Here is an 11,252-nt window from a genome sequence, read left to right on the forward strand (position 1 = left end):
GTCCCACGACAGCGCCGCTTCGGGTGCGCGCCCCCCGGCGGTACGGGAACGACTCGACCACGCGCTCTCCCCCTCACGACACGTGGCCGCGCGGTTCCCCGCGATCGGGACCCCTGGCGGGAGGGTCTCAGCCGACCTGTCCCATCCCCGCCGCGTTCGGCCAGCTCTGCGCGTGGGGCCAGCCGGTGGCCGGGGCCGCCTCCAGGTCCGGTACCGGGGCCGGGGCGGTCATGCCGCGGACCTGGGCGGCGGTGAGACCGCCCCGGGCGGGGACGCCCGGCGGGGTCTGGCCGGTCATCGGGGGCGCGGCGGCCGCCGCCGGTACCGGGGCGGGCATCTGCGCGGGCATCTGCGTGGGCATGGGCACCGGGGCGGGCATGGGGGCCTGGGCCGGGGCGCCGAACGGCTGGGGGGCCGCCTGGGCCACCGCCGGCATCGGCATCCCGGCACCGCCGGTCTGACCCGGCCGGCCCGGCTGGCCGGTCTGTGCCGCCGCGGGCATCGGCATGCCGGCGCCGGGCGCCGGAGCCGCCGCGAGCCCCGGCGCAGGTGCGGCCATGGCCTGAGCGGCGAGGCCCTGCATGCCGGCGCCGTTGGTGGCACCGACCAGCCGGTCCACCGCCGCCGTACCCGAGCTGTAGCTGGTCCCGGTAGCCAGCTCGGGCACGGCGGCTCCCCTCCTGGTCCCGTAGAGCACCTGTTCCAGGCCGGACACCAGGCGACGCACATCCACCTGGGGGCGCACCACGAGTCTCAGGAAGCGGCTGGAGGAGCCGATCTTGTTGCCGCACTCGCGGACGAGGATCCGGTGCTCGGTGAGCATCCGGTCCCGGACCACGGTGCCTTCGGCGCCCACGGGCAGGCGTACGAAGAGGAAGTTGCCCTGCGAGGGGTAGACCGTCAGTCCGGGCAGGGACGCGAGCTGGCCGGCCATGTCCAGGCGGTCCCGGCGGACCTGGTGGAGGCTCTGCGCGTACTCGGTGCCGTGCTGCTTGAGGATGAACACCACATGCTCGGCGAAGGAGTTGAGGTTCCACTTGGGCAGCATCGAGCGGATGCGGCCGGCGAGGGAGGGGTTGGCGACCAGGTAGCCGAACCGTATGCCGTGCAGGCCGAAGTTCTTGCCGAGGCTGCGCAGCACGATCACGTTCGGCCGCAGCATCGCCTCCTGGACGACGCTCGGCTCGACCTCCGCGTCCGCGAACTCCAGGAACGACTCGTCGATCACGACCAGGTCCAGGTCGGCCATCGCGTCCATGAACTGCACGATGGAGTGCTTGTGCAGGAAGCCGCCGTCGGGGTTGTTCGGGTTGCAGATCACGGCCACGCGGGTGCCCCGTGCCCGGATGAACTCGGCGTACTGCGCGAGGTCCAGGGCGAAGCCGCTGGACTCCTGGAGCGGGAACATGTCGACCCGCTTGCCGGTCTCCATCGGCTGGTCCGTCCAGCGCCCGAAGGTGGGCACGGGGACGGCGAGGGACTCGCGCACCAGGAGATGGTCGATCCAGGTGATCAGCTCGGTCGAGCCGTTGCCCATCGCCACGCACTGCGGGGGGAGCTGGAGCAGGCTGCACAGCTCGGCCGTGATGGTGTCGGCGCTGCTCGGGTAGTACGTGATGATGTCCCGCAGCCGGCCGGCCATCTCCTCGAACATGGCCGGCGTCGGGAAGTACGGATTGCAGGGGATGCAGAAGTCCACCGGACCGGCGCCTTCGCCGCCCTCCCGCGTCAACGCCGCCATCGACGGGCTGTGCGCCGCGGTGCTGCGGAACAGCGAGGTGACGTTGTCAGCCAAGGGGAGCCTCCGTGTGGGGCGGGCCCGGCGGGGACGACCGGGCCCGTCGTCTGGGTGGCCCGTGCGGGGGAGCACGGGCCGCCCTTACATACGGAGGCTGCGGTGACGCTGTTCAACCGCTGAGAAACGGGTGAGAACTTGTGCGCCACCTGTGGGCAACGGTCAGGCGTGGAACGAGTGCACCGTCGTCGTCCGGTACGTCTGCCCAGGTCGCAGCAGTGTCGAGGGGAACGACGGCTGGTTGGGCGAGTCCGGGAAGTGCTGCGTCTCCAGGCAGAGGGCGTCACCCTGGCGGTAGACGCTGCCGCCTGTGCCGACGAGGGTGCCGTCGAGGAAGTTGCCCGAGTAGAACTGCAGGCCCGGCTCGGTCGTCGCGATCCTCATGGTCCGCCCGGAGGACGGGTCCTTGAGCGTCGCGACGTGCTCCGGCCTGCGCGTGATGCCCTTGTCGAGGACCCAGTTGTGGTCGAAGCCCTTGCCGTACAACAACTGCTGGTGGGCGACCCGGATGTCCTCGCCGACGGTCTTGGTCCTGCGGAAGTCGAAGGGGGTGCCGGCGACCCTCGCCAGCTCGCCGGTGGGGATCAGCCCCGCGTCCACCGGCGTGTAGCGGGAGGCGTCGATCCTCAGCTCGTGGTCGTAGACCGTGCCGCTGCTCTCGCCGGCCAGGTTCCAGTAGACGTGGCTGGTGAGGTTGACGACGGTGGCCTTGTCGGTGGTGGCCTCGTAGTCGACGCGCCAGTCGCCCTGCCGGGTCAGGGTGTACGTCACCTTCGTCCGGAGCGTGCCGGGGTAGCCCATCTCGCCGTCGGCGCTGGTGTAGTACAGGTACAGGCCGACGTCGGAGCCCTTGGTGAACGGCTCGACGTCCCAGACGCGCTTGTCGAAGCCCTGGGTGCCGCCGTGCAGGCTGTTGTCGCCGTCGTTGACGCTGACCTGATGGCTTTTGCCGTCCAGGGCGAACCTGCCCCGGGCGATGCGGTTGCCGTAACGGCCGATCAGCGCGCCGAAGTACGGGGAGTCGGCGACGTAGTCCTCGATGGTGTCGAAGCCCAGGCAGACGTTGGCGTACCGGCCCTCGCGGTCCGGGATCTCCAGGGACTGGACGATGCCGCCGTAGGAGAGGACCTTCAGGCGGGTGCCGCCGTTCTCCAGCGACCAGAGCTGGACCTTCGTGCCGTCGGCGAGCTTGCCGAAGGGTGACTTCACCGGCTTCCTGCCTCCCGTGGCGTGGGCCGTGCCACCGACGGTCGCGGCGGCGACGCCGGCGGCCGTGGCCCCGGCGATGACGGTACGTCTGCTCAGTTCCATGTGCGACTCCTGCAATGGAAAGAGAGACGGGCCCCGCCTCGCAGCGGGGCCCGTCCGACTTACGAACCGACCTTGCGCTTGTTCCAGACGTCGAAACCGACCGCCGCCAGCAGCACCAGACCCTTGATGACCTGCTGCCAGTCGGTGCCGATACCGACCAGATTCATGCCGTTGTTCAGCACGCCCAGGACCACACCACCGATGATCGCGCCGAGGACGGTACCGACACCGCCGCTCATCGACGCGCCGCCGATGAAGGCGGCCGCGATGGCCTCCAGCTCGAAGTTGAGGCCGGCCTTGGGCGAGGCCGCGTTGAAGCGGGCGGCGAACACCAGACCCGCCAGGGCCGCGAGCATACCCATGTTGAGGAAGACAAGGAAGGTGACCTTCTTGTCCTTGACGCCCGACAGCTTCGCCGCGGGCAGGTTGCCGCCGATCGCGTAGATGTGCCGGCCGATGATCGCGTTGCGCATCAGGTAGCCGAAGCCGACGACCAGGGTGCCGAGGATCAGCAGCACGATCGGGGCGCCCTTGTAGCTGGCCAGCAGCATCGTGACGGTGAGCACGGCGGCCACCAGCGCGACGAGCTTGAGCGCGAACAGCTTGACGGGCGGCACCTCGAGGGCGAACTCCTGCTGCCGCTTGCGGTCGCGGAGCTCCTGGAGCACCACGAACACGATCACCGCGAGACCGAGCAGCAGGGTCAGGTTGTGGTAGTTGGTGTCCGGGCCGACCTCGGGCAGGAAGCTGTTGGCGACCTTCTGCAGCCCCTCCGGGAACGGGCCGATCGTCTGGCCCTCCAGGAAGATCTCCGTGAGTCCGCGGAAGGTCAGCATGCCCGCCAGCGTCACGATGAACGACGGGATGCCCAGATACGCGATGAGGAACCCTTGCGCGGCACCCGCCGCGGCCCCGATGGCCAGGCACATCACCAGGGCGACGGGCCAGGCGATGTCGTGGTTGACCATCAGCACGGCTCCCACCGCGCCCACGAACGCCGTCAGCGAGCCGACCGACAGGTCGATGTGGCCCGCGATGATGACGAGCATCATGCCGATCGCGAGGATCAGGATGTAGCTGTTCTGCAGCACCAGGTTGGAGACGTTGCGCGGCAGCAGCAGGTCACCGTTGGTCCATACGGCGAACAGCACCACGATCAGGCCGAGGGCGAACAGCATGCCGTACTGCCGCATGTTGCGGCGCATACCGTCCACGATCAGCTGCAGCAGGCTGTCACCGGTTGCCGAACCGCCCTGGCCGGGCGGCGCGGGGGCCGGCGTCTTGGCGGTCACGTCCGTGCTCATCGGGTTACCTCTTTGTCCTTTGTCATCTGGCGCATCAGTGATTCCTGCGAGGCCTCGGCCCGCGAGAACTCACCGGTCAGCCGCCCCGCGGCCATCGTGTAGATGCGGTCACACATGCCCAGCAGCTCCGGCAGCTCGGAGGAGATGAAGACGACCGCCTTGCCCTGCGCGGCCAGCTGGTCGATGACCGTGTAGATCTCGTACTTGGCGCCGACATCGATGCCACGTGTCGGCTCGTCCAGGATCAGCACGTCCGGACCCGCGAAGATCCACTTGCTGAGGACGACCTTCTGCTGGTTGCCGCCGGACAGCTTGCCGACCGGCTCGAAGACGGTCGGCGCCTTGATGTTCATGGACGTGCGGAAGCCCTCGGCGACCTGCCGTTCCTCGTGCTCGTCGACCACACCGCGCTTGGCGACCTTGCCCAGCGCGCTGAGCGAGATGTTCCGCCCGATGGTGTCGATGAGGTTGAGGCCGTAGTGCTTGCGGTCCTCGGTGACGTACGCGATGCCGTGCTTGACCGCCTCCGGGACGGACTTCGTACGGATCTCCGTGCCGTCCTTGAGGACCGTGCCGCCCGCGTACCGGCCGTAGGAGCGCCCGAAGACGCTCATCGCGAGCTCGGTGCGGCCGGCGCCCATCAGGCCCGCGATACCGACGATCTCACCCCGCCGAACCGACAGGGACACGTCGTCGACCACCTTGCGCTGCTGGTCGATCGGGTGGTGCACGGTCCAGTTGCGGACCTCCAGGGCGGGCGCCTGGCCCTCCTCCGGCTCGTGCGGGGAGCGCTCCGGGAAGCGGTTCTCCAGGTCGCGGCCGACCATCCCGCTGATGATCCGGTCCTCGGTCGTCTCCGCCGCCTTCACGTCGAGCGTCTCGATGGTGCGCCCGTCCCGCAGGATCGTCACCGAGTCGGCGACCTTGCGGATCTCGTTCAGCTTGTGGGAGATGATGATCGAGGTGATGCCCTGGGTCTTCAACTCCAGGATGAGATCCAGGAGTTTGCCGCTGTCCTCGTCGTTCAGAGCCGCGGTCGGCTCGTCCAGGATGAGCAGCTTCACCTTCTTGGACAGCGCCTTGGCGATCTCCACGAGCTGCTGCTTGCCCACGCCGATGTCGGCGACGCGGGTCTCCGGATGGTCGGAGAGACCGACCCGGCGCAGCAGTTCGCTGGCGTGCTTGAGGGTGTCGTTCCAGTTGATGAACCCGCGCGTGGCGTGTTCGTTGCCGAGGAAGATGTTCTCCGCGAGGGAGAGGTAGGGCACCAGGGCCAGCTCCTGGTGAATGATCACGATGCCGTGATGCTCACTGGCCCGGATGTCCTTGAACTCGCAGACGTCACCCTCGAAGAGGATCTCGCCCTCGTACGTGCCGTGCGGGTGGACGCCGGAGAGGACCTTCATCAAGGTCGACTTGCCGGCGCCGTTCTCCCCGCAGATGGCATGGACCTCGCCCTGCTGGACGGTCAGTGTGACGTCCGACAGCGCTTTGACGCCGGGAAAGGTCTTGACGATCGAGCGCATTTCCAGGACGGGTCCCGCCATGGTCGTGCCTTCCAATCACTAGGGGGTGGCGGTTACTTCAGGTCGCTTTCCTTGATGTAGCCGGAGTCGACGACGACCTTCTGGTAGTTCGCCTTGTCGACGGCGACCGGCTCCAGCAGGTAGGCCGGGACGACCTTCGAGCCGTTGTCGTACGTCTTGGTGTCGTTCGTCTCGGGCTTCTTGTCGTTCAGCAGCGCGTCGACCATGTTCGAGGAGACCTTGGCGAGCTCGCGGGTGTCCTTGTACACGGTCATCGACTGCTGGCCCGCGATGATCGACTTCACCGAGGCGACCTCGGCGTCCTGGCCGGTGACGACCGGCAGCGGCTTGCTCTTGGAGCCGTAGTCGTCGGACTTCAGCGCGGAGAGGATGCCGATGGAGATGCCGTCGTAGGGCGACAGGACCGCGTCGACCCGCTCGCTCTTGTAGGCCGAGGTGAGGATGTCGTCCATGCGCTTCTGGGCGACGCCGCCGTCCCAGCGCAGGGTGCTGACCTGGGTCAGCTTGGTCTGGCCGGAGCGGACGACGAGCTGCTTCTTGTCGATGTAGGGCTGCAGGACGTTCATCGCGCCCTGGAAGAAGTAGCGGGTGTTGTTGTCGTCGTTCGAGCCGGCGAAGAGCTCGATGTTGAACGGGCCCTTCTTGGAGCCGTCCTTCAGGCCGAGCTTCTCGACGATGTAGTTGCCCTGGAGCTCGCCGACCTTCTCGTTGTCGAAGGAGGCGTAGTAGTCGACGTTCTCCGTGCCGAGGATCAGGCGGTCGTAGGAGATCACCGGGATGTCGGCGTCCTTGGCCTGCTGGAGGACGTTGTTCATCGACTTGTTGTCGATGGCCGCGACGATCAGGGCCTTGACGCCCTGGGTGATCAGGTTCTCGATCTGCGAGACCTGCTGGTCCGGGTCGTCCTCGCCGTAGACCAGCTTGGTCTTGTAGCCCTTGGACTCCAGGTCCTTCTTGACGTTGTTGCCGTCGGCGATCCAGCGCTCGGAGGACTTGGTGGGCATCGCGATGCCGATGGTGGCGCCTTCGGTGCTGCCGGAGCCCTCCTCGCTGCCGCCCTCACCGCTCTGGCCGCACGCGGACAGGGTGAGGGCCAGGGAGGCGGAGGCGGCTATGGCGGCGAGTGCGGCGCGGCGAGTGCGCATGATCATCATCCTTGATGTTTCGGGCGGGGCTCGGTCTGACGGTGCGGGGGTGCTGCCCGACGCGCTGCGGGATGAGACCGAGGAGAAGGTGTGTGCGATTGTGTGGGGCTGCGTGGCCTTTTGTGAAGGGGCGTTGTCCGGAACGTTATGAGGGCGTTTCGAATCGACGCAGATCACCGGGCAGCCGCGAGCCGAGCGGGGCCATGTCGCCGTCCGCTCCGTGCCGTGCCAGCAGGTCCAGGGCGAGCCGACCGCGCCGCACCCGTTCCCGGGCCGAGCTCAGGGTCACATCGCGCAGGTGGTGGCCGTACGGGTAGAGCGCCGGGGCCTTGGACAGGCCGAACTTCAGGTAGAGCGGTGCGCCGCGCCGGATCAGCTCGGCGACCTCGTACATCCGCACATAACCGCCGAGATCGTCCGGGGCCTCGATGTACATGTCCATGGGGGCGGCGGAAACCCGCCGGATCTCGGTGAGGTGATCGAGCGTCAGGTCGCTCGGCACGTTGATCGAGTCGCCGCCGAGGTTCTCGTACACCGCGTACGCGGCCGGGTTGACCGGACCGATCAGCGCCGAGACCTTCAGGGTGGTGTCGGCCGGGATGATCCCGGCGCGGCGCGCCCGGTGCAGCGTCCACAGCACGCCCTCGTCGGCGACGAGGAGGCATTTGACGCCCAGCTCCGTGGCCCGGACGGCGTCCTCGACGCACCCGGCGACCGCGTCGTGGCCGCGGGCCCGCAGGCCCCCGCCGCGCGAGTCGGTCCGGGTCGAGCCGCCGATGTCCCAGGTGCCGCGCGGGCCGGTGAACAGGCAGAGCTCGATGTCACGCTCGTTGGTGGCGTCGACCATCTCGGTGATCTCGGCGTCGGTCAGCATCCACACGCCGCTGCCCTGGCTGATCCGGTGGATCGGCACGTCGAGGCGCGAGGCCTCCTTGAGGATGACGGCCAGCGCTTCGGGCCCCTCGCACGAGGGGATCTCGGTGCGCCAGCGGCCGCCGCCGGGGAAGGTGTGCGCCGAGGCGTCGGCGGGGTCGAGGGCGGGGGCGGCCAGGCCGAGAGTGGTGAGCGCCTGCTCACCGGGCCTGCGGGCTGCCGTGGCGGAAGCGTCGGTCACAAGCTGTCCTTCTGTTCGGTAGTGCGGACGAAGTTCGCGGCTCTGGGTGCGAAAGGGTGGGTGTACGCCGGTACGGGGGCCGTCAGGTCGCTCCCGTACCGGCGTACGTCTAGGGGTGGAGCAGCACCTTTCCGACCTTCGGATCACCGGACCCGACCAGCTCGATGGCGTGCGCGAACCGGTCCAGCGGCAGCTCGTGCGTGACCAGCCGCAGCGGATCGAGCAGCCCGGCCCCGAACATCCGCACCGTGTGCGCCCAGGCGTCCGGCGGTGCCCCGAAGACGGTGTGCACCTCCAGCTGCCGTACGACCAGGTCCGTCGGGTCGAGTCCCTCGGCGCCCGGCGCCGGGATGCCCGTCAGGACCAGGCGTCCGCCGCGCCGGAGCAGGGAGGCGCCGGTGCGCGCGGCGGACGCGGACCCGGCGGTCTCGATGACGACGTCGAAGTCGTCGGGGAGCTCCTGGTTCCTGAGCCGGAAGTCGGTGGCGCCGTACTGGCGGGACAGCGCCTCGCGGTCGTCGCGCGTGCCGACGACCAGCAGCTCGGCCGGCGAGCCGGCCTTCAGGATCTGCACGGCGAACATGCCGAGCGTCCCGGTGCCGACCACGGCCACCCGCTCGCCGGGCAGAGCGTGCGCCTTCATGGCGGCGGCCGCGATACAGGCCGCGGGTTCGAGCAGGGCCGCCGCCGTCAGGTCGGCGTCGTCCGACAGGACGTGCAGCAGACGTGCCGGGAGGGTGAGGGTGGCCGCCATGGCCCCGGGCTGGGTGAACCCGGTCTCCTCGTACCCGGCCGTGCACAGCGTCGTCTCGCCCGCGTGGCAGCGGTCGCACACCTGGCAGTTGCGGAAGCCCTCACCGACGACCTTGCGGCCGACCAGCGACGCGGGCACCCCGGCACCGACGGTCTCGACGGTGCCTGACCACTCGTGGCCGGGGGTCAGCGGGTAGCGGACGTACCCCTCGGGCCGGTTGCCCTGGTACACCTCGCGGTCGCTGCCGCAGATGCCGACGGAGTGGACGCGCACCAGCGCCTCCCCGGACGCCGGCTGCCTGGGGTCGTGCGAGGTCAGCCGGTGTTCGCCCGGCGCCTCGATGACGACGGCCTCGCTCACTTCTTGGGGCCCTTCGGCTTGCGCTGCTCCCAACCCTCGGCCCACAGGTCGAACCGAGCCTGCTGCTGCGGGAACTCGGCGGCGGCGTCGACGTCCAGCTCGACACCGAGTCCGGGCGCGTCGGACAGGTGGAAGTACCCGTCGATCACCTCGGGCGCCCCCTTGACGACCTTCTTGATCTCCGCGTCCGCGAAGTCGTTGAAGTGTTCGAGGATCTTGAAGTTCGGGGAGGTGAAGCCGACCTGGAGGGAGGCGGCGGTCAGCACCGGGCCGCCGACGTTGTGCGGGGCCACCAGCATGTAGTGGGTCTCGGCGGTGGCGGCCAGCTTGCGGGTCTCCCAGATGCCGCCGATGTGGCCGACGTCCGGCTGGATGATGTCGACGGCCTGGCTCTCGAAGAGCTCGCGGAACTCGATGCGATCGTGAATCCGCTCACCGGTGGCGACCGGGATGTCGACCTTGGCGGCGACCTTCTCCAGCGCCTTCAGGTTCTCCGGCGGCACCGGCTCCTCCAGCCACGCGGGCTTGAAGGGCGCGAGGTCCTTGGCCAGCCGGACGGCGGTGGAGGGGGAGAAGCGGCCGTGCATCTCCAGCATCAGCTCGGCGTCCGGCCCGATGGCGTCGCGCACGGCCTCGATGAGGGAGACGGCGTACAGGCTCTGCTGGTGGTCGAGCTCGTAGTGCCCGGTGCCGAAGGGGTCGATCTTGAGCGCCTTGTACCCGCGCTCCATGACTCCCTGGGCGGCCTTGTGGTAGGCCTCCGGGGTCCGCTCGGTGGTGTACCAGCCGTTGGCGTACGCCTTGACCTTGTCGGTGACCTTGCCGCCGAGCAGCTGCCACACCGGCACGCCGAGGGCCTTGCCCTTGATGTCCCAGCAGGCCATCTCGATGACGGCGATCCCGGACATCACGATCTCGCCGGCCCGCCCGTAGTCGCCGTACTTCATCCGGCGCACGAGGTCTTCCGTGGCGAACGGGTCGGAGCCCAGAATGTGGTTGACCTCGGCCTCGCGCAGATATCCGATCAGCGCGTCGGTGTGGCCCAGCATCCGGGTCTCACCGACTCCCGTGATGCCTTCGTCGGTGTGCACCTGGACGTACGTCAGGTTGCGCCACGGCGTCCCGACCACGTGTGTGCTGATTCCGGTGATGCGCACGGCAGTAGCCCCTTGCTGCGTCGTCGTCTTGTTCGTCTGTGGGTGGCTCGATCGCGTGTGTTCGAAATTTCGTCACACGTTCGAAATGCTGGCGTGACAGTAAGGACGGGGCGAGGGGAGTGTCAATGGGTCCAGCACATAACGGTTTCGACACCGCTTTCGACCGCGCTTTCGACGGCGGTTTCGGCGCGATGTCCGTCCTCGTCGCAAGTGACCCCGCCGAAGGCCCGCTTCCCTACACAACTTTCACAGCTGTGACTATGAACGCCGCCTGAGAGGAACCTAATCTTCCACGCGTCATGGACTACTGCCACCCGTGCCGCAGGCACCTCAACGGCGCCCTCGCCTGCCCCGGGTGCGGCGCATCCGCCGAACAGCTCCGCGCTGCCGGGGCCTACGAGGCCTACGGGAGCCACGAGGCTTACGGGACCCACGAGACCTACGGGACCGTCGGCGGCCCCGGGGCCGACCGGGTGTACGGCGGCGGGTACGCGGGTGACGCCCTTGCGGACGCGTACGGCGGCGGGTACGCGGGTGACGCGTACGAGGGCGGCCAAGGGGCCGTACACGGCGGTGAGGGCCCGGACGGCGGCGGTGACGACGACCCGGCGGACGCCGGGCCGCACGCCGGCCGGACCGAGGCCGTGGAGCCGGCGGGCGGCCGGGCGGCACGGCGCCGGCTTCTGGGCGAACCCGCGGCCGAGCACCGGACCCAGGTGGATGTCACTGACCACCGCGATCCGGTAACCGTGTCCCGCGCGCGGC

8 protein-coding genes and 1 pseudogene are annotated in these 11,252 nt (G+C 69.1%); 1 reads left to right on the top strand and 8 read right to left on the bottom strand.

Annotated features, from left to right (window positions below; genetic code table 11):
- Window positions 1-127 precede the first annotated feature (127 nt).
- The 8 genes from ACWD0J_RS40275 to ACWD0J_RS40310 form a co-directional block, all read right to left on the bottom strand.
- Window positions 128-1,795: a pyridoxal phosphate-dependent aminotransferase gene (locus ACWD0J_RS40275; RefSeq protein ID WP_451500829.1), complete on the bottom strand. Its 1,668-nt coding sequence runs from the start codon at window positions 1,793-1,795 to the stop codon at window positions 128-130.
- Between the two features lie 162 nt (window positions 1,796-1,957).
- A complete protein-coding gene (locus ACWD0J_RS40280) occupies window positions 1,958-3,106 on the bottom strand; it encodes an aldose epimerase family protein (protein ID WP_451500830.1) in 1,149 nt (382 codons plus the stop codon).
- 59 nt (window positions 3,107-3,165) lie between these two features.
- Window positions 3,166-4,410, bottom strand: coding sequence for a multiple monosaccharide ABC transporter permease (gene mmsB, locus ACWD0J_RS40285; RefSeq protein WP_451500831.1), 1,245 nt, complete (start codon window positions 4,408-4,410; stop codon window positions 3,166-3,168).
- The gene (gene mmsA, locus ACWD0J_RS40290) at window positions 4,407-5,957 is read right to left on the bottom strand and encodes a multiple monosaccharide ABC transporter ATP-binding protein (RefSeq protein ID WP_451500832.1); all 1,551 of its coding nucleotides are present in this window, start codon (window positions 5,955-5,957) and stop codon (window positions 4,407-4,409) included. The genes mmsB and mmsA overlap by 4 nt, the downstream gene beginning before the upstream one ends.
- 32 nt (window positions 5,958-5,989) lie before the next feature.
- A complete protein-coding gene (gene chvE / locus ACWD0J_RS40295) occupies window positions 5,990-7,102 on the bottom strand; it encodes a multiple monosaccharide ABC transporter substrate-binding protein (protein ID WP_451500833.1) in 1,113 nt (370 codons plus the stop codon).
- A gap of 145 nt (window positions 7,103-7,247) precedes the next feature.
- The gene (locus ACWD0J_RS40300) at window positions 7,248-8,216 is read right to left on the bottom strand and encodes a hypothetical protein (RefSeq protein ID WP_451500834.1); all 969 of its coding nucleotides are present in this window, start codon (window positions 8,214-8,216) and stop codon (window positions 7,248-7,250) included.
- Window positions 8,217-8,325: 109 nt separating this feature from the next.
- Window positions 8,326-9,330: a zinc-dependent alcohol dehydrogenase gene (locus ACWD0J_RS40305; RefSeq protein ID WP_451500835.1), complete on the bottom strand. Its 1,005-nt coding sequence runs from the start codon at window positions 9,328-9,330 to the stop codon at window positions 8,326-8,328.
- The gene (locus tag ACWD0J_RS40310; protein WP_451500836.1) at window positions 9,327-10,487 is read right to left on the bottom strand and encodes a mandelate racemase/muconate lactonizing enzyme family protein; all 1,161 of its coding nucleotides are present in this window, start codon (window positions 10,485-10,487) and stop codon (window positions 9,327-9,329) included. Before ACWD0J_RS40310 ends, ACWD0J_RS40305 begins: the two co-directional genes overlap by 4 nt.
- Window positions 10,488-10,786: 299 nt before the next feature.
- Between ACWD0J_RS40310 and ACWD0J_RS40315 the strand changes: the two are divergent.
- Window positions 10,787-11,107: pseudogene (locus tag ACWD0J_RS40315) on the top strand (SCO2400 family protein); the annotation flags it as partial.
- Between the last annotated feature and the right edge of the window lie 145 nt (window positions 11,108-11,252).

The organism is Streptomyces sp. NPDC003011, from assembly GCF_053591515.1.